The organism is Polaromonas sp. P3_A5 (assembly GCF_056403055.1).
In genome coordinates, this window is the sequence record NZ_JBFUGF010000002.1 from 60,535 (window position 1) to 78,154 (window position 17,620).

General features: G+C 62.9%; 18 protein-coding genes. 9 read left to right on the forward strand and 9 right to left on the reverse strand.

Annotation, left to right across the window (positions count from 1 at the left end):
- The first annotated feature begins 162 nt into the window (after positions 1-162).
- The 5 genes from paoA (at position 163) to AC1DU8_RS17840 (ending at position 5,463) form a co-directional block, all read left to right on the forward strand.
- Entirely contained in the window at positions 163-813 is a 651-nt protein-coding gene (gene paoA / locus AC1DU8_RS17820) for an aldehyde dehydrogenase iron-sulfur subunit PaoA (protein ID WP_477647584.1), read from the forward strand.
- Positions 810-1,766: an FAD binding domain-containing protein gene (locus tag AC1DU8_RS17825; RefSeq protein WP_477727074.1), complete on the forward strand. Its 957-nt coding sequence runs from the start codon at positions 810-812 to the stop codon at positions 1,764-1,766. The genes paoA and AC1DU8_RS17825 overlap by 4 nt, the downstream gene beginning before the upstream one ends.
- Complete coding sequence (paoC, locus tag AC1DU8_RS17830) at positions 1,763-3,973, forward strand: aldehyde oxidoreductase molybdenum-binding subunit PaoC (RefSeq protein WP_477727075.1); 2,211 nt, start codon at positions 1,763-1,765, stop codon at positions 3,971-3,973. The genes AC1DU8_RS17825 and paoC overlap by 4 nt, the downstream gene beginning before the upstream one ends.
- Positions 3,974-4,246: 273 nt before the next feature.
- Complete coding sequence (locus AC1DU8_RS17835) at positions 4,247-5,077, forward strand: hypothetical protein (protein WP_477701639.1); 831 nt, start codon at positions 4,247-4,249, stop codon at positions 5,075-5,077.
- Complete coding sequence (locus AC1DU8_RS17840) at positions 5,077-5,463, forward strand: hypothetical protein (protein WP_457282562.1); 387 nt, start codon at positions 5,077-5,079, stop codon at positions 5,461-5,463. Before AC1DU8_RS17835 ends, AC1DU8_RS17840 begins: the two co-directional genes overlap by 1 nt.
- Before the next feature lie 33 nt (positions 5,464-5,496).
- On the opposite strand, the gene AC1DU8_RS17845 is transcribed toward AC1DU8_RS17840, so the two are convergent.
- Complete coding sequence (locus AC1DU8_RS17845) at positions 5,497-5,961, reverse strand: Lrp/AsnC family transcriptional regulator (protein ID WP_457282561.1); 465 nt, start codon at positions 5,959-5,961, stop codon at positions 5,497-5,499.
- Positions 5,962-6,189: 228 nt separating this feature from the next.
- Between AC1DU8_RS17845 and AC1DU8_RS17850 the strand changes: the two genes are divergently transcribed.
- Positions 6,190-7,230, forward strand: coding sequence for a 1-aminocyclopropane-1-carboxylate deaminase (locus tag AC1DU8_RS17850; RefSeq protein WP_477667389.1), 1,041 nt, complete (start codon positions 6,190-6,192; stop codon positions 7,228-7,230).
- Positions 7,231-7,232: 2 nt separating this feature from the next.
- Positions 7,233-7,478, forward strand: a complete 246-nt coding sequence (locus AC1DU8_RS17855; protein ID WP_457282559.1) for a hypothetical protein — start codon at positions 7,233-7,235, stop codon at positions 7,476-7,478.
- A 239-nt stretch (positions 7,479-7,717) separates the two neighbouring features.
- Here AC1DU8_RS17855 and AC1DU8_RS17860 read toward each other — a convergent pair whose 3' ends face one another.
- The 3 genes from AC1DU8_RS17860 to AC1DU8_RS17870 all read right to left on the reverse strand — a co-directional run bounded on the left by AC1DU8_RS17860 (position 7,718) and on the right by AC1DU8_RS17870 (position 11,700).
- On the reverse strand, positions 7,718-8,953 hold the full coding sequence (locus AC1DU8_RS17860) for an ABC transporter substrate-binding protein (protein ID WP_477727076.1): 1,236 nt from the start codon (positions 8,951-8,953) through the stop codon (positions 7,718-7,720).
- A 59-nt stretch (positions 8,954-9,012) separates the two neighbouring features.
- Positions 9,013-10,956, reverse strand: a complete 1,944-nt coding sequence (locus AC1DU8_RS17865; RefSeq protein WP_477727077.1) for a hypothetical protein — start codon at positions 10,954-10,956, stop codon at positions 9,013-9,015.
- 348 nt (positions 10,957-11,304) lie between these two features.
- Positions 11,305-11,700 (reverse strand): YkvA family protein, encoded by a 396-nt coding sequence (locus AC1DU8_RS17870; protein WP_457282622.1) that lies wholly within the window; start codon positions 11,698-11,700, stop codon positions 11,305-11,307.
- A 651-nt stretch (positions 11,701-12,351) separates the two neighbouring features.
- Between AC1DU8_RS17870 and AC1DU8_RS17875 the strand changes: the two genes are divergently transcribed.
- Complete coding sequence (locus tag AC1DU8_RS17875) at positions 12,352-13,353, forward strand: sigma 54-interacting transcriptional regulator (protein WP_477689920.1); 1,002 nt, start codon at positions 12,352-12,354, stop codon at positions 13,351-13,353.
- A 35-nt stretch (positions 13,354-13,388) separates the two neighbouring features.
- Positions 13,389-13,928, forward strand: coding sequence for an SPOR domain-containing protein (locus tag AC1DU8_RS17880; RefSeq protein ID WP_477689919.1), 540 nt, complete (start codon positions 13,389-13,391; stop codon positions 13,926-13,928).
- A gap of 4 nt (positions 13,929-13,932) precedes the next feature.
- Here the strand turns inward: AC1DU8_RS17880 and AC1DU8_RS17885 are convergent, their stop codons facing one another.
- The 5 genes from AC1DU8_RS17885 to AC1DU8_RS17905 all read right to left on the reverse strand — a co-directional run bounded on the left by AC1DU8_RS17885 (position 13,933) and on the right by AC1DU8_RS17905 (position 17,574).
- Positions 13,933-14,217: a 7(1) septoil knot domain-containing protein gene (locus AC1DU8_RS17885; RefSeq protein WP_457282554.1), complete on the reverse strand. Its 285-nt coding sequence runs from the start codon at positions 14,215-14,217 to the stop codon at positions 13,933-13,935.
- 60 nt (positions 14,218-14,277) lie between these two features.
- Positions 14,278-15,105, reverse strand: a complete 828-nt coding sequence (locus tag AC1DU8_RS17890; RefSeq protein ID WP_457282553.1) for a hypothetical protein — start codon at positions 15,103-15,105, stop codon at positions 14,278-14,280.
- An 80-nt stretch (positions 15,106-15,185) separates the two neighbouring features.
- Entirely contained in the window at positions 15,186-16,319 is a 1,134-nt protein-coding gene (locus tag AC1DU8_RS17895) for a hypothetical protein (protein ID WP_477689918.1), read from the reverse strand.
- 65 nt (positions 16,320-16,384) lie between these two features.
- Positions 16,385-16,768 (reverse strand): hypothetical protein, encoded by a 384-nt coding sequence (locus AC1DU8_RS17900; RefSeq protein WP_457282551.1) that lies wholly within the window; start codon positions 16,766-16,768, stop codon positions 16,385-16,387.
- 110 nt (positions 16,769-16,878) lie between these two features.
- Positions 16,879-17,574, reverse strand: a complete 696-nt coding sequence (locus AC1DU8_RS17905) for a hypothetical protein (protein ID WP_477689917.1) — start codon at positions 17,572-17,574, stop codon at positions 16,879-16,881.
- Positions 17,575-17,620 lie beyond the last annotated feature (46 nt).

Below are 17,620 nucleotides of genomic sequence, written 5' to 3' on the forward strand. Positions count from 1 at the left end.
TCCTGACCTCGACGCGGCGGCGGTAGTGATGGCAGTGGTGGTAGTGGCGGCAACTGACTCCCCACCAAGCCTGTTTCCTACAGTGCAATCGGCCCTGCTCCGGGATGCTGGCGGTTTACTTCGCCACTCCCCACTCCATCTTTAAGGACAAAGGCAGAAGCCATGGAAAGCCCCACCGATGCACTCACCATCTCCCGGCGAGGTATCCTGATCGCTAGCGCCGCTTCAGCGGCTGTGACCACTATGCCATCAGACGCCACTGCAGCCCCCTCTTCACCGCTCGCCGCACCCGGCTCCGTCCCTCAGGGGCGCGTGACCATCGAGGTCAACGGCGCGGCCCACACCCTGAACCTGGACACGCGCACCACGCTGCTCGATGCCTTGCGCGAGCACCTGCACCTCACCGGCACAAAAAAGGGCTGCGACCACGGCCAATGCGGCGCCTGCACCGTGCTGCTCGACGGGCAGCGCATCAATTCCTGCCTGACGCTGGCCGTGATGCATGAGGGCAGCAAGGTGACCACCATCGAAGGGCTGGGAACCTTGCAGCGCATGCACCCGTTGCAGACAGCCTTCGTCAAGCATGACGGCTATCAGTGCGGTTACTGCACGCCGGGCCAGATCTGCTCTGCCGTCGGCGCACTCGACGAGCTGCGCCGGGGCGTCCCCAGCCACGTCAGCGCGGACATCACCGCGCGGCCGCTGCTCTCACCCGACGAGCTTCGGGAGCGCATGAGCGGCAACATCTGCCGCTGCGGCGCCTACTCCAACATCGTTGAAGCCATCACTGAAGTGGCGGGGGCGCAGGCATGAAACCCTTCACTTATGAACGCGCCACCTCACCGGCACAAGCCGCAGCGGCGGTGGCCCGCAACCCGACGGCAAAATTCATCGCAGGCGGCACCAACCTGCTGGATTTGATGAAGCTGCAGATCGAAGCGCCTGCGCACCTGGTCGACGTGAACGGCCTGGCGCTGGACAAGATTGAGGCAACGCCCGAGGGCGGCCTGCGTGTGGGCGCGATGGTTCGCAACACCGCGCTCGCCTCAGACGAGCGCGTGCGGCGCGACTACGGCGTACTGTCACGGGCCTTGCTCGCCGGCGCCTCGGGCCAGCTGCGCAACAAGGCGACCACCGCCGGCAACCTGCTGCAGCGCACACGTTGCCCCTACTTTTATGACACCGACCAGCCCTGCAACAAGCGCCAGCCGGGCAGCGGCTGCAGTGCCATCGGGGGCGTGAACCGCCAGCACGGCATCATCGGCACCAGCCAGGCCTGCATCGCCACCCACCCGAGTGATATGGCCGTTGCCATGCGGGTGCTCGATGCATCGGTAGAAACCGTACGGCCCGACGGGCGTGCGCGCGTCATTCCGATTGCTGACTTTCACCGGCTGCCAGGCGAAACGCCGCACATCGAAACCACGCTGGAGCCCGGTGAACTGATCACCGCTGTGACGCTGCCGCGCCCGGCCGGCGGCGTGCACATCTACCGCAAGGTGCGTGACCGTGCCTCTTACGCCTTCGCGCTTGTTTCCGTGGCTGCCATCGTGCAGCGTGATGGCTCCGGCAAGGTCGCCCTGGGCGGCGTGGCGCACAAGCCCTGGCGCGTTGAAGCCGCAGAGGCCGCCATGCCGCAAGGTGCGCGGGCTCTTGCGGCCGGCGTGCTGGCCGGCGCAACGCCGACACATGACAACGCCTTCAAATTGCCACTGGCAGAGCGAACCATTGCCGCCGTGCTGGCCCAGGCGAGGAGCGCATCGTGAAATTCGACACCCCTGCCACCACCAACCCCATTGACCAGCTCAAGGTCATCGGCAAGCCCACCGACCGCATAGACGGCCCGCTCAAAACCACCGGCACCGCACCCTACGCCTACGAGCGCCACGACGCCGCACCGGACGCGGCCTACGGCTACGTCGCAGGCGCCGGCATCGCCAAGGGCCGCATCGCGTCGATGGATTTGCGCGCGGCCCGCACCGCGCCGGGCGTGCTGGCCATCATTACCGCAGAGAACGCCGGCAAGCTCACCAAGGGCAGCTTCAACACGGCCAGGCTGCTGGGCGGGCCGGAGATTGAGCACTACCACCAGGCCGTGGCGCTGGTGGTGGCCAACACCTTTGAGCAGGCGCGCGCCGCAGCGCAACTGGTACGCATCACCTATGAGAGCACGCCGGGCAAGTTCAACCTGGCAACCGAAAAAGACGGCGCGCCGCTGGCCAAGGCGTCTGATTTTTCGGGAGAACCTGAAACGAAGATGGGCGATTTCGCGGGCGCCTTTGCCGCGGCGCCCGTGCAGCTGGACGCCACCTACACCACGCCCGACCAGTCCCACGCGATGATGGAGCCGCACGCCACCACCGCCGCGTGGACGGGCGACAAGCTCACGGTATGGACAGCCAACCAGATGATCGACTGGGGCGTGGGCGATCTGGCCAGGACGCTGGGTATCCCCAAAGCCAACGTCAGACTGGTGTCGCCCTTTATCGGCGGGGGTTTCGGCGGCAAGCTTTTCCTGCGTGCCGATGTGTTGCTGGCCGCGCTGGGGGCGCGCGCGGTGCGGCGGCCGGTCAAGGTCGCGCTGCAGCGGCCGCTGATGATGAACAACACCACCCACCGGCCGGCCACCATCCAGCGCATACGCCTGGGGGCGGGGCGCGACGGCAAGCTCACTTCTATCGGTCATGAGGGCTGGTCAGGCGACCTGCCCGGCGGCGGGCCCGAGACCGCGGTGAACCAGACGCGCCTGCTCTACGCCGGCGCCAACCGGATGACCGCCACACGGCTGGCCGTGCTGGACCTGCCCGAGGGCAATGCGATGCGTGCACCGGGCGAGGCGCCCGGCTTGATGGCGCTCGAGATCGCGATGGATGAAATGGCGGAAAAGCTGGGCTTGGACCCGGTGGAGTTCCGCGTCCTCAACGACACGCAGGTAGACCCTGAAAAGCCAGCGCGCGCTTACTCCCAGCGCCAGCTGATTCAATGCCTGAGAACCGGCGCGCAGACCTTCGGCTGGAACCGGCGCGTGGCCAAACCGGGCCAGCTGCGTGAAGGGCGCTGGCTGGTGGGCCTGGGTGTCGCCTCGGCTTTTCGCAACAACCTGACGATGCCGTCTGGTGCGCGCGTGCGGCTGGACAACACCGGCCTCGTCACGGTTGAAACGGACATGACGGATATCGGCACCGGCACCTACACTGTCATTGCGCAGACCGCCGCTGAAGTCATGGGCGTGCCGCTGCAAAAGGTGTTTGTGCGGCTGGGCGACTCCGCCTTTCCCGTGTCGGCCGGCTCCGGCGGGCAATGGGGCGCCAACAGCTCCACGTCGGGCGTGTACGCCGCCTGCATGAAGCTGCGCGAAGCCGTCGCCCAAAAACTGGGAATGACCCAGGGCGACATCACGTTTGCCGACGGCATGGTCAGCGCGGGTGGCCGCTCTGTGCCGCTGGCTGAAGCTGCCGGCGCCCAGGGCCTCGTCGCCGAAGACACCATCGAGTTCGGCGACCTGGGCAAAAAACTCCAGCAGTCGACCTTCGGCGCGCACTTTGTGGAAGTGGGCGTCGACATCTACACCGGCGAAATTCGTGTGCGGCGCATGCTGGCCGTCTGCGCCGCGGGCCGCATCCTCAACCCCAAGAGCGCGCGCAGCCAGGTGATAGGCGCGATGACCATGGGAGTTGGCGCGGCGCTGATGGAAGAACTCGCCGTCGACAAGCGTCACGGGTTTTTCGTGAACCACGACCTGGCGGGCTACGAGGTGCCGGTGCATGCCGACATTCCGCACCAGGATGTGATCTTCCTGGAAGAGACCGACCCAACCTCATCGCCCATGAAAGCCAAGGGCGTGGGTGAACTCGGCATCTGCGGCGTCGGCGCGGCAGTGGCCAATGCGGTCTACAACGCCACCGGCGCGCGGGTGCGCCACTACCCGATCACACTGGACAAAGTGCTGGACAGCCTGCCGGCGCTGGTGTGAGCGCCGGCGCGCCTTATCACGCCGGCGGCGGGTGTGGAAAACACCTTAAAAATGCCTGTTTCAGGCATAAAAAGTGCCTGGAACCTAATCAGGACGGGCGCAAGTAGCTCCTGATTTAATAGCGCCCCTGCTCAACCCTGAACCCCCTTGCGGAGGCCCGCCGGCGAGCGGAACGGCGGCCCGCCGCACCGCTGGAACAAGTCCTACACAGCAGCGTGTTCGCGCGCACTAGGATTGGTTTTACCTGTGAATCCGTTCCGTACTGACGGTGCCATGTCAACCCGCCCTTTTCGCCTCGCCACACGGCTGATCCTGGCGTCAGCCCTGGCTGCTGCCTGCCTGGGCACCGTTGCGCAGGACAAACCCGCAGGCACACTGCCGCAAGTCACCATCGCCGCCAAGGCAAACCGCGACCCCGTCGAAAAGTCCTACCGCAAGATGGTCCGCGGCATGGATCTTTTCGAGAAGCAGCGTGCTGCCATGGCGCCCAATGCGTCGCTGCGCTTCAAGCTGTTGCCGCGCAAGCGCGAAACGGAGATGGACCGCATCGAGATGGAGGTCATCGGGACGACGGTGGCGTTTGGCGTGGCGGTGGCGCCGGACCATACCTTTACGCTGGAGCGCAATCCCAAAGCGTTTGACGAGAACGCGCAAGTGATTCCGAACCGGAAGGCGCAGACCATGACGTGGCGCACGGAGATACGCACGCCGGGCCTGCCGCCCAACACGCGTCGGCTGGGTGACTTGCGGCTGGAATGCCAGGTGGGCATGGAGGCGGGGCTGGTGTCGAACACCACCAATGTGATCGGCCGGCTGGCTCGGGTGATTCTGGATACGCCGGCCTATTGCGACAGGAAGGCGCCGCTTTATCTTTTCTTTGCGGACCGGCCTTTGTTCAGCGTGGCCATGATGAACGGCGCGCGGCGGGAGATTCTTTCCATCGACAAGCTGTACGCCGCCGCCAGCGACGACCCCAACCTGAACGGCGACCTGCCGTATTGCGACTGCGAGGTGCTGGTAGACCGCACTTACGTGCTGCCGCTGGGTGACCGAAGCTGGCCGGACGACACGCTGGTGGAGTTTGAGTACATGGACGGGCCGTGATGAAAACCTTGCCCCGTCAAACGCTGCGGCATGCCGGTGCGATGCTGCTTGCCTGCCTCTGGCTGGCCGGTTGCGCGGGCCCGGGGGGATTGTTCGGCTCGCAAGAGGCGCCACCGCCTTTTCGCGACCCGGCCATGACGATGGAAAGCGCGCAGGGCGCCATCGTGGCCGGGCAGTCCACCAAGGCCGACGTGGCGGCAACGCTGGGCGACGCCGCCGCGTCGGTGAAGTTCGACAGCGGATTCGAGGTGTGGGTCTACCGGAAAAAGACTTCGCAACCCACAGCGGCCAACCCGGAGCTGGTGATTCTGTTCACGCCGGCCGGCATCGTCAAAAAGACGCGGATTCGCCCGGCTTACCTGGCGCAGGAAGAGCGCAGGGATTGACGGCTTAAGTTACTCAGGACCAGGTTCGCCACCTCAGACCGGAATGACGGTCGTCTCGAACACTTCCTTGAGGCACACAAAGGTGCGCACCTGCCGCACGCCGGGCAGGGCCACGAGCTGGGCGGTGTGCATCTCGTTGAACGAGTCGATGCTTTTGATGCGCAGCTTCACAAAATAATCAAACTCACCGGTCACCAGTTGCACCTCGAGGCAGCCCGTCAAACCGGCGGCGGCTTTTTCAAACGCGGCGAATGAGTCGGTGGTGGAGCGGTCGAGCACGACACCGATGATGACCAGGCCGTTGTAGCCCAGCGCACGCGGGTTGACCAGCACCACGGTCTTGCGGATCAGCCCCAGCTCCTTGAGCCTGGCCACCCGCCTGGAGCAGGCCGGTGCGCTGAGGTTGGTTTTTTCGGCCAGCTGCATGTTGGGCAATGAGGCGTCCTGCTGCAGCAGCTTCAGGAGCTTGCGGTCTACCCGGTCGAGTTCTTTTTCCATTGGGGAATTGTACAAATCTTGCATTAAATGGCAATTCAACAAAATAAATTGTGCATTTATCCAATTCAAAGATTTTTAGGTCGCTTTATTCGCTGAAGTATGCAATTCATTCCACAGACCCGGCGATACGATTTGACCCAGGACTGCACCCAACCCTTCACCCACATGCCCTCCTTCTTTGCGGCCATTTCAGTCTACGCACCAGGGCTTCAACCGAGAAAAACTTCCATGCCTACCCCACTTCAATATCCGCTCCAGCTCCAGAAATTTGCAAAACACACGCTGACCTTCGGGCCCAGCCCGATACAGCCGCTCAAGCGCCTGAGCGCCCACCTGGGCGGCAAGGTCGAGCTGTTTGCCAAGCGCGAAGACTGCAACAGCGGCCTGGCGTTCGGCGGCAACAAGACGCGCAAGATGGAATACCTGATCCCCGAGGCGCTAGAGCAGGGCTGCGACACGCTGGTGTCGATCGGCGGCATCCAGTCCAACCAGACGCGCCAGGTCGCGGCGGTGGCGGCGCACCTGGGCATGAAGTGCGTGCTGGTGCAGGAGAACTGGGTCAACTACTCCGACGCGGTGTATGACCGCGTGGGCAATATCGAGATGTCGCGCATCATGGGCGCCGACGTGCGCCTGGACGCGGCCGGTTTTGACATCGGCATCCGCCCGAGCTGGGAGCAGGCGATGGAAGACGTGCGCAAAAAGGGCGGCAAGCCCTTCCCGATTCCGGCGGGCTGTTCAGAGCACCCGTATGGTGGCCTGGGGTTTGTCGGCTTTGCCGAAGAAGTGCGTGCGCAGGAGGCAGAGCTGGGCTTCAAGTTTGACTACATCGTGGTGTGCTCCGTTACCGGCAGCACGCAGGCCGGCATGGTGGTGGGCTTTGCGGCAGACGGCCGTGCCGACCGGGTGATCGGCATCGATGCGTCGGCCAAGCCGGCACAAACCCACGCGCAGATTGTGCGCATCGCACAGAACACCGCCAAGCTGGTGGAGCTGGGCCGCCCCATCACCGAAAAAGATGTCGTGCTCGACACCCGCTACGGCGGCCCCGAATACGGCCTGCCGTCCGAAGGCACGCTGGAGGCGATACGCCTGTGCGCCCGCCAGGAGGGCATGCTGACCGACCCGGTGTACGAAGGCAAGTCGATGCAGGGCATGATCGACATGGTCCGGCGCGGCGAGTTTCCGGCCGGCTCACGCGTGCTGTACGCGCACCTGGGCGGCGTGCCGGCGCTCAATGCCTACAGCTTCCTTTTCCGCAACGGTTGAACATGGAACGGCCTGCAGCACTGACCGTGGCGCTGGCAACCCGGCTGATGGAAGCCTTGTGCGCAGCGCCGCCTGACGCTAAGGCACCCGAGAGCGCCGGCATGCCCCTGCTGCGCGCGGCACTGAATGACCCGGCCATGCACACCGTGGTGCTGGCCATCAGCAAAAACGGACCGGCGGCCAGCCTGGTGCAGGTAATACGGCAGCCGGACACGCTGCATCAATGGGTGGAGCTGGCCTGCATCTGAGCGCGACGTCAGCATTTTGCTATCAATTAAATAGCTGCTCGCGCATGACTCTATTGGGTTGCAGGCCTTTTTTACGCATCAAAAGCGGGCTCCAGGGCCTTTTTCCGCGGTCCAGCGCCTGCCTCCACACGCTAAAACCGCTTGAAAAAGGCCATTTTCAAGCATGAAAAGTGGTTGTATCCCAATAGGATCATGCGCAAGCAGCTATGGTTTTAATAGCATTCGTCGGCTAACGACCTCTAGATCCGGTCCTTCCAGCGCTGCATTTCCCATGAAGGCAGGCCCCGGAGGTCGCCGACCTTCGCGCTCTGGAATTCCCCGATGGCGGGTTTGGCACCCATCCGCTCGTAGGCCTGTTTGGCGAGCGGCGCGGTTTGCACGAACACACTTTTCACCTGCGCCCAGCTCAGGGGTTGCGGGATGATTTTTGCGCCTGCAATCATTTTGGACGTGGCGAACAAAGCCAGCGCGTCACCTTCGGTAGACCAGGACCAGCCGCGGCGGAACACGACTTCGTCGCGAACCACCCTGGCGCCATCTGCCGGCGACAGGCCCCAGTAGGACTTGACCAGCTGCGAGACGGCCTCCGGGTCGGCTTCGCTGAGAACGCTCACGGCCTCCTGCTGCGCCAGCAAAAAGGCCAGCACGAGGTTCGGGTGTTTTTCAACCAGGTTGTTGTGCACGATGCGGAAGGACCGGTGCAGGTAATAGCCGTCGGGGTAAAAGGGCGAGTTCTTCACCGAAGGCAGCAGGATGCCGGCGCCCTTGCCGGCCGGCCCGTCGTAATGCGCTTCGGTATAGCCGTAGGAGTTCATCACAGCCACCGTGCCCGTGGCCTGCGCTTTCAGGAAGGCCGGGTACACGGCCAATGTGGCGTCCACGCCGCTGGGCACCTGCGCCGCTTCGGGCAAGGTGGGCAGATGCACCATGCGGATGCCGTGCGCGGCCGGGTCGGGGTTGCCAAGTTCATAGCGCAGGATTTGCGTGAACGCGTTGTACGGGTCAGCGCCCACCAGCGTGCCGACCGTCTTGCCCTTGAGGTCCTGCACGTTGCGGATGGGCGAGTCCTTGCGCGTGCACAGCAAAAAGCGCAGCCGCCCCTCTGCCACCGACACCAGGCTGAAAGGAAGCTTTGCCACGATGGCGCGCAGCGTCGGCGTGTTGCCCCACATGGCCATGTCGAGCTGGCCGGCCGCCAGGGCCTCGACTTGCGGGGCCGCAGCGGGATAGGCACGGTAGTCCACGGTGAGGTCGTAGCCAAATTCCGCCGCGTGTTTTTCGATCAGCTTTTTATTGATCAGGTACTGCGTGACCGGCGAGTTGCCCGCCGCCCACGGAACCCAGCCATAGGACATCTTGAACGGCTTGCCGGCCTGCGCGCGGGCAAGCTGTGCAACGCCCACCGTCGCTGCGCCGGCCAGGCCGGCGCCCTGGCGCAGCCAGTGCCTGCGCGTCAACATTGATCTGCCGGCCATAAAGACCTCTCTTTCACGTGAAGAACAGCCACGCGGACCCGACGGCGCAAACCTGCAGCTCACACGGCCGGCAGGCTCACGCCCTCGTGTTTCGCATGGTGTTCGTGGTCTATTCTTTCCACGAGCTCATACACCTCGCAGGGATCATCCTTCGGGCCCAGCGGCACTGTGGCCACCAGCCTGAAACGGAAAAACCGCGCGGCCGCAAGCGCCACCGCACGGCTGGCGGCGATGTTCACGCCCAGCGCATTGGCCTGCCGCGCCAGCGCCCGGGCCCGGTCCAGCGGTGCGCCTACTGCGGTGAAGGTCAGGTGATCCCAGGTGCCAAAGTTGCCGACTGTGGCATTGCCGAAATCCAGGCCGAAGCGCGGTGGTTTTACCGGCACGTCCAGGCCTTCGGCCAGCGTCTTCATGGAGTCCACCGCGCGCAGGGCCGCCTCGCAGGCGTAGCCCGCCGGGTTGGACACATTGAGCGGCGTGTTCCACAGTGCGACGGCGGTGCAGCTTTCGTAGCGGTCCATCATGCCCTTGCCCTGCGCCACTTCCACCGCCAGGATCTGCAGGTAGTGGTCGGCATGCGGCGACCAGGTCATGGCCGTGGCGTGCTCCTCGTCCAGCGCGGCGCACAGCACGGCCAGCTCGCGTTGCTCGACGCCGGCCTGCGGCGTCAGGCGGTTGGCAATGAAATGCTGCACCAGTGGCCGCGGCACGTAGCGCGAAAAGCCCTGCAACGCGATGCGTGCCAGCGCCAGCGATTCCTGCAGCCGGCGCACCTCGGCGATGTCGCTGTCCTGGGGAATGTCGCTGTCGAATTCAAATTGCCGGATGTGCCTGGCCGAGCGCACCAGGTTTTTCAGGGGCCTGGCCAGCCGGTTGGCCATCCAGAACAGCATGGGCATCAGCAGCACCAGCCCGGCCACGCCTACCCCCAGCAACATCCAGCGCATACGCCGCACCTGCGCCAGTAGCAGGTTCTGGTCAGACACCAGGGCCACATAGGCCTTGCGGCTGAACACGCCCTCCATGGGCATCACCACTGCGGCAAAACGCTGGCCGTCTGCGCCTTCAACCGAATGAATCGGCGTATCTTTCAGAGAGGCCTGCGTCATCAGCGGCGGCAACGCGGCATACAGGGGGTCATCCAGCGCGGCGAGGCTCACGGGCCGGCCGGACGCCAGCAAACGGCGCAGACGGTCCGCATCGGACCAGCCCCAGACGCGGCCCTGCTCATCAAAGAGGATCAGCTCGGCATGGCTTTCCTGGCTGCGCGCACGCAGAAAATCCGAGAGGCCCGCGACCGTGAACGTTACCGCCGCGACGCCACCCTTCGGCCCGCTGAGCGGCCGTGACAACGCCATGCCGAACTCCGCCGGAAGCTGCAGCATGAAAGGGTCGGTGGCCTGGAAGGTGCCCAGGTTCAACTCGCTCACCCCCTCGTACCAGGGCCGGCTGCGGGGGTCATAGCGGTTGCCCCAGGGACGCCGCTCGCTGGCAATGGCGGTCATCTGCTGGTCGTAAAAAACCCATTCCTCCACCCGCTTTTCGTGTTCGTCGACCCGGATGATCTGCTCCGCATAGCGGGCTTCCGGCAATGATTTGGCCCAGGCCCGGTCGCGCTCGGTGCGCAGCACCATGCTTTGCAGGTAACTGCCGTCCGGGTAACCGAACACCAGCGAGGCGATCTGGGGATAGCGGTTTTGCATCGACATCTGCATGCGCTGCACTGAAATGTCGTTCTCGCCTTCGAGGCCGGCGTGCGGGTCATTGGTGGTGGCTTCCAGCCAGGCGCGGGCCGGCTCCTGAAAGCGCAGCAGCTGCTCCTGCGTGCGGCGGCCCAGTTGCTCCAGCTCGCGCTGCGCGCCGTCCAGCACGATGCGGCTTGCCGCCAGCTCGGCCAGTACCATGAGCGCCACAACAAGCACCGTACCCAGCGCGGCATAGGTCCAGAACAGGTGGGAGCGAATCGACCTGGCGTGAAAAGTCAGCGACTTCAACTTTTTCAAGCGTGTCCCCCTGCTGTGCTTGTTTGATCGCAAGATACGCTGCAGTAATACCTTTGACAAGGCGGTTGCTACTGCCCCGCGAGGGATCTTTTCGTCTTCCACATTTTGTGACGTTTGTCAGAATTTTCAGTGTGACGACTGACAGAGGGAGCGTCATCAGAAATGCAAATTTTTGGGCGCCCGTATGGATACAGATGGTGACATCGGCGCGGCCTGTTTGCGACATGTACCGCTGGAGTACACACCCCGGGCTATAACGGAAGCGCTACATGCGAGCGGCCGCCTTGCCGATTTGCTTTGTATTGCACTGGATCAAGGGACCTGCGATTGAGCGGAACGGTGCGGGAGCTATAACCTCGGCTGGACAAGCCAGATCCACAAAGCCGCGGCGAATCCGATCCAGATCAGCACGATCACGAACGCGGCAATCCGGCTGCCCGGCTTCGCACCCTGCTCCTTCACCCAATCATCAGCCCGGTTGCGGCAATCGGCGAGCACCTCTGGAGGCAGGAGCCTGATGGTCAACCAGATCAGCCCCGGGAGCAGCAAGGCATCGTCCAGATACCCGAGCACCGGGATGAAGTCCGGAATGAGATCAATGGGACTCAGCGCATAGGCCACGACGAAGAGCCCAAGCGCCTTCGCATACCAGGGCGTTGCCGGGTGCTTGCCGGCGAACCAGAGCGTCAATCCATCGCGCTTGATCCGCCTGGCCCAATTGTCGAGTTTGCCGCGCACTGTCATGCGCACAAGCATGCCACAGCGATTGGAATGATCACATCGATTGCAACGATTCCGTCGATTTGCAGACTGTCGTTTACCAGGGCCCGTCGAGGATCCGGGGAAAAGTATTGAGTTTTGCGAGCCGATCCGTGTATGCCCTACCTGTCAGTTCTGACAGGGGGATGAGGGTTGTGATCGGAGCGATTCGAAAGGTCACAGGCTTTGGGAATTTCCAAAAAACCCGATGCTCATTCGCGAGTTTGTAAGGCGTAATAGGTATCGACGATCAGACAAGAGCAGTCATCGCCACACAAGGTTTGTCAGAACTGGTCAGCACTGGAAAACGCCAGCCGTATTGGCGAAAGGCTGTCCGGTTGACCGTGAAAAGAGGCAAAAAATTCCTGGGGGAATCACCGCACCTCGAATGCAATTCACACATTCTGCTTACAGAAGTTTGAAGCTGAAATTCAGTGAATAGTTGCGTCAGCCTTCAGTGCAGTTCAGCAGCCAGGTCAATCACGAATTTTCGGTACTAATTGCTCCTGCAATTGGAGGATGTGAGGGGTTGGCAATTCTCTTATGTTTGCGCTTCCAGGCACTCGGTTTCTTCTTGCTTCCTCGCGAAAGCAGGCAGAAGCCCCTGAAGTAGCCGCAATAAAACGGGGGATGTTGATGAGTGCAAGATTCGGCTTCCAGTTGCTGGGATCTTCGGAATCCCTGGCGAAAGTGCGTACGCAGATCGAGCGTGTCGCCAGAGTTGATGCGGCGGTTCTCGTCGAGGGTGAGACAGGCACCGGAAAGGAAATGGTGGCACGGGCCATTCACTACGGCAGCAAGAGGGCCGACCGCGCTTTTGTTCCGGTCAATTGCGGCGCGCTGGCCGAAACCCTGGTTGAAAGTGAGCTCTTCGGTCACGAGCGTGGGGCTTTCACTGACGCAAAAGTTGCCTCGCTCGGGCTTGTCAGCGAAGCCGGTGGCGGCACACTTTTCCTTGACGAGGTCGACGCGCTCAGCCTCAAGGCCCAAGCCGCACTGCTGCGCTTTCTGCAAGACGGCAGTTACCGCCGCGTCGGCGGGAGTTCGACCAAACAGTCTGACGTTCGTATCGTCGTGGCCAGCAACGCCAACCTCAACGAGCTTGCCGAAGCACGCCGTTTTCGCAAGGACTTGCTGTATCGCATCAACGTGTTATCGGTCTATCTGCCAACGCTTTGCGAGCGTGGCGACGACGGGATCGAACTTGCCAGGATTTTCCTGACGCGGCTCGGCCACCATCACGGAAGGCCCCAGGTTCGCCTGACGCCGGCATCGATCGCATTCATCCAGAGCTACACGTGGCCCGGTAATGTGCGTGAACTCGAAAATGTTGTCCAGCGGGCTTTCTTGCTCAGCGACAGCAACGAAGTCGATATCAGCCAGGCAATGTCACAGCCCCGCGGCGAGCGTTCCGCTGCCGCCGAACCGGAGGTCTTTCGCACAGCCAAGCAGCAGGCCGTCAAGGAGTTCGAGCGGCTGTATGTGAGCCGCTTGCTGATGCAAACCAACGGCAACCTGACTCAGGCGGCACTGATCGCGGGACAGGATCGCAGCGCTTTCGGACGGCTGGTGCGCAAACACAGTCTGAGCCCCAGCCGGGTCCAGGCCACCACCGCTACCCGCGCCGGTGAAGCCTGAGTCCGAGCGTGCTTGCGAAGTACGGACTTGTCCTGTTGACCCTGGTATTCGGCATGGTGGCCTTCGCCGCCGGGTTGCTCGCGCCTTCCTCATTCAAGGAAGGTGCGGCAAAAATAGTGCAACAAATCGGAGCGAAAATCCAGGGCCGTGCCGATCCCGGCATACCGGCGGCTTCCGCACCCGCCGCGACATCTGGCAGCACACCGGCGGCTGCTGCCGCTTCTGCAGCCGCTGCGGCCCCAGCAAGCGCGCCGGCCGTCGCGGCGTCATCACCCCTGCCTGCGGCCAGCCTGATATTGCCGACAGTGGCCACGGCCTCTCCAAGCTTCGCGCTGCAGGCCGCACAGTTTTCGACGGCGCAGCCCGCCAGCCAGCTGGCTTCGTCAATACAGGCACAAGGTGTCACCAGCACGGTCGTGCTGATGGGCGAGCCCGAGGGCGGTTCATGGTCAGTGGTCACCGTCGGGCGTTTTGGCAGCGCGGACGAGGCACTGTCCCAGCGCAACTACCTCTCGCTCAAGCTCGGGCTGCCACCCAATATGGGCACCATCTCACTGCCGCCCCCACCCAAATAACAACTCAGCGCAGCAAGTGCGCTACCGGGTGCCGCTGCAGTTTGTTGACCCAACCAGCCTGGCCGTAGGTGTCGACATAGCAGACCACGAGCTGTGCCATGCCGAGCGAGCAAAAGTAGACGTACAGGTTCGCATCCTGCTTGGGGGCCATGTACCAAAGCCACGGGCGGGTGGCCAGGCCCCAGCTGCTGACCCGGTGCACGAGCAGGTCGGCCTGGCCGAGGTCACTGACGAGCGCGACACGGATGTTGGCGTCACCCATCGTGGGGGATTCATAGATGCGCGGCATGTATTTCTTTGTGGTCGGGGTTTTCCTGCCGCCGCCGGCGAGCGGTCTGCCGGATCGGGGTCATTTGTTTTTCAGACCGCCGGCGACTTCGGCACGGCACTTCACACAATACTCCATCGCGTGACCCGCACTGACCTCGCTGGTGGCGTGGTGGTGCACATTGGTCAGCGCGCCGTGCTGCTGGACGTCGTTCCAGGCCAGGAACGACGACTCCTTCGCCGCGTACTCGTGCCAGCTGTCCATGCCGGTCATGCTTTTGGCAAGGCCGTCGAGCGTAGCCTGGCGTTGCTGCATGAGCGTGCCGTGTTCCGCAATGCGGGTTGCCTCGGCCGCCTGGTACTTGCTCATGAGCAGGTTCTTGCGCGCATTTTTGGTGTTGGCGCCGAAGGTCGGTGCAGCTGCCGGCACATAAGCCGGTACGGCTGGTACCAGCCCGGCCGTGAACGCGTCGAGGTGTGCCGCCGCATGAGTGTTGCCGCGCTGGTTCAGCTCCTGGTGTGCGGCGATGAGGCTGTGCCCTTCGGCGCAGGAAAGCCCGCGTTTGTCCTCAGCCGGAGTCTGCTGGACATGCCGGTCCATGAGTTTTTGTGCAAGCGGATGGGCCGCGTGGTTGGCCTTCATATAGGCCACGCGGGTCTGGTATTTCGGTACGCCGGCGCCTCCATGCGGGACCGGTGTTTTGGCCCAGGCGGTGTTTTTTCCAGTCACAGACAGCGAAGCATCACCGCCCGTCAGGCGCCCTCCGCCAGGCGCTGTGACCGTCATCGTCGCATGCACGAGGTCTCGCGGCGGAGCAGCGGTGGAAGGCGATGCCGTACGCGTCGTCTTCGGGCCTGACTGCGCTGTGACCGGCTTGGACAGCGCTGGCGTTTGTCGTTTGGATGCCATGGTTTACTCCTTTGAAAGCCCGGGGATGGCCGGTGCCAGAACGCTGAAACAGCATTGACGGCCCGGCGAATGCGCGTATTTCATGACCGATCCACGCGGAACGGCTCTGATACGTATTGAGTGATGTCGCGCGCGCTCCCGCTGGCGGGGGGAGCTTTGGAGGCTTTCCCGCCAATCTGTGAACCGTCATAGCCGCCGCCGGCAACCGCATTTCCGGCTTCCAGCGCGGTACTCCTGCGCGGCGAGCTGGGCTGAGCAGGATCAAGCGTGCGCGTCCCGCCGACGCTGATTGCCAGCGCCTGGAGGTGTCGCCGCACGACGGCTTTTTCTGCCGGTTTGAGCGCACCGTGGACCTGGGCGAGGCGCTCCTTGGCCTGGTTACGATCATCTTCCCAGGTTCCAAGCGCGCGCTTATCCTTGAGTTTTTCTGCTCCCTCTGCCCGGCTGGCCAGCGCGCCGGGAGCCATTGTCAAAACCGTGGCGGCCGCGGCAGTCACCGCCATGGCGGCGGGCGTCATCTCCGTGTCCTGCAACGCGGCCATTGAGGCCGCCCGCAACATATCATGCGCGGCAGCCTGACCGGTGCTGCGGACCCCGGAACCGCTGTGCCCGGCAACGGAACCGCCCGGTCCACTCAAAATAGTACGAGCGGTATCTGTTCTCGCACCGTCACCCGCCTCCATCATTGGTCTTATATTGCTTTCCGGGAAAGTAGCGTGAGAAAAAGCTTTCCAGGAGGCTTCTTCCATGGCCGGCATGGCTGACATGCCCTTGGCATGTTTCACCCTCTTTTGCAACTTGGGAGTCATGTCAGTCACGACGAACGCCTCGTGATAGCCGCTGCTGATCCCGTGGCTCGTCGGGTTGGAAGCGTAACGGAAGGCTCCTTTGGGAAACGCCTTCGATCCGACGACCATATCTACTACCTGGGGCCGAAACCCGTCCTTGGCCTGCATTGGTGTCAGCGTGCGATCTTGCGAGGCCTTATAGGCCATAACATTGCCAAGCCATTGGTCGGTGCCCTGACGCCAGCTCTTTTTAGTGGGCATACCCATGAGCGCCAGGTCGCCAAGCTTGCGGGGTTTTGCCTTGCCGACCCTCTGGATCGCCGCCAGTTTCGCCACCTTTGCAGCCTTTGCCTTTTGGGGGGAAGGCGGGCCCGGCAGATCGGGCAAGGTCTTTCTGGACTTCGTCAGTTTGGTCGGCTTAGGCATCAGGCACTCCCGCGGTCAGGGCAGCGGACCTGACACCGCAGGCCCAGCAGTCGAGCTGCCGGCGATCAAAAAGGCTTGAAGCCCGTGTAATGGCCCTTCTTCCTGAGATCAAACTTCATAAACGACGGGCCCCCAATCTGCTGGCTGCCCGTGATCTTGCCCTGGCTCACTGTCGTGTGATGAACCTGATCGGTGTACTCGTGGAGCACATCGTTCTCGATGAAGGACTTATGAAGCGAATCTTTGGTTGAAACACCCGATGTATTGGCCGGAATTTTGTTGCCTGCTGCCAGCCGCCTCTGCGTCAGCTGCAAGGCATTCATCACCCCGCCGGGCCCTCCCACCGGAGTCATATGCTTGGTCAACGCGTTGACCATTGCCCTGATCTTGTCGCAACCCGTCAGACCCACGAAGCCCAAACCCTCTTTAAGCAATCTTTGTTTTGCCATGTTGCACTCCTTAAAAAATTTAAACCATTCGCTGATGACTGACCGAGACCCAAAGCCCGCTTACACCCATCCTCATGAGGCTCATGACACTTCAGGCGGATACGCTGCCATCAGGATTTTTTTGGCCCCTTACCTTCAGCTTTAGTGCTCATTTTTTTGTACATGTCGGCAAGTGCCGCGCGCCGCTCGGTGACAACGCCCACAAGATGGCTTTCATGCGTCGAATCGATATGACCGGTGTTCTTGAGACGCTTTAGCATGTCGAGCTGTCTGTCCATGCCCCACTCCGCGTCCCGTCTCGGCACCACGCCCTTCTGCGATGGCTTGTCGAAGGGCCGCGGATCATGGAGTGTCGGTTTTCCGAAGAGAGTCGATTCCGTCGTCGTCGCACCGAGCTCGGCTTGGATCGCTGCCGCATAGTGATCCTGCGTTGTTTGCATCCTGCCCGCGAACGGCACCATTCCGTGGTGCGCTTGCAGCAGATATGCGCGAAAGTGCTGGGCAGCTTTGCTACTGCCGGTGGTGAGCTTGCGGCGGTGCTGGGTTTCATTCATCGCCGCTGCAGGCAGCCGCTTGCTCAGTGCCGCCCCACCACCGCTCTTTCTCGAACTGCCCACAGGCTGATGCAGTGAATCTGGAGTCATGTGGTCGACCTCGACCGATGCGCCAGACGGTGTTCTTTTATAGGTTGATTGTTGCGCGTGGGTTCCGAGCACCTGCTTGACACGTTTGACCGGCGGAAACTGGCCGGGCACCGGGCCTAGCTGCTTCTTGGCGGCAAGGTCGGCGGGTTGGCGTCGGGACATCGCAGCCGGTGCTGCGGCAGCACCGCCGCCAGACGCACTGGCCGCT

Bases quoted from the DNA above. Each gene is read 5' to 3' on its own strand.
- AC1DU8_RS17900 (WP_457282551.1), bottom strand. From the start codon at position 16,768: ATGGCAAAACAAAGATTGCTTAAAGAGGGTTTGGGCTTCGTGGGTCTG.
- AC1DU8_RS17895 (WP_477689918.1), bottom strand. From the start codon at position 16,319: ATGCCTAAGCCGACCAAACTGACGAAGTCCAGAAAGACCTTGCCCGAT.
- AC1DU8_RS17835 (WP_477701639.1), top strand. From the start codon at position 4,247: ATGTCAACCCGCCCTTTTCGCCTCGCCACACGGCTGATCCTGGCGTCA.
- AC1DU8_RS17875 (WP_477689920.1), top strand. From the start codon at position 12,352: ATGAGTGCAAGATTCGGCTTCCAGTTGCTGGGATCTTCGGAATCCCTG.
- paoA (WP_477647584.1), top strand. From the start codon at position 163: ATGGAAAGCCCCACCGATGCACTCACCATCTCCCGGCGAGGTATCCTG.
- AC1DU8_RS17860 (WP_477727076.1), bottom strand. From the start codon at position 8,953: ATGGCCGGCAGATCAATGTTGACGCGCAGGCACTGGCTGCGCCAGGGC.
- AC1DU8_RS17885 (WP_457282554.1), bottom strand. From the start codon at position 14,217: ATGCCGCGCATCTATGAATCCCCCACGATGGGTGACGCCAACATCCGT.
- AC1DU8_RS17840 (WP_457282562.1), top strand. From the start codon at position 5,077: ATGAAAACCTTGCCCCGTCAAACGCTGCGGCATGCCGGTGCGATGCTG.
- AC1DU8_RS17870 (WP_457282622.1), bottom strand. From the start codon at position 11,700: ATGACAGTGCGCGGCAAACTCGACAATTGGGCCAGGCGGATCAAGCGC.
- AC1DU8_RS17825 (WP_477727074.1), top strand. From the start codon at position 810: ATGAAACCCTTCACTTATGAACGCGCCACCTCACCGGCACAAGCCGCA.
- AC1DU8_RS17905 (WP_477689917.1), bottom strand. From the start codon at position 17,574: ATGTCCCGACGCCAACCCGCCGACCTTGCCGCCAAGAAGCAGCTAGGC.
- AC1DU8_RS17890 (WP_457282553.1), bottom strand. From the start codon at position 15,105: ATGGCATCCAAACGACAAACGCCAGCGCTGTCCAAGCCGGTCACAGCG.
- AC1DU8_RS17855 (WP_457282559.1), top strand. From the start codon at position 7,233: ATGGAACGGCCTGCAGCACTGACCGTGGCGCTGGCAACCCGGCTGATG.
- AC1DU8_RS17845 (WP_457282561.1), bottom strand. From the start codon at position 5,961: ATGGAAAAAGAACTCGACCGGGTAGACCGCAAGCTCCTGAAGCTGCTG.
- AC1DU8_RS17850 (WP_477667389.1), top strand. From the start codon at position 6,190: ATGCCTACCCCACTTCAATATCCGCTCCAGCTCCAGAAATTTGCAAAA.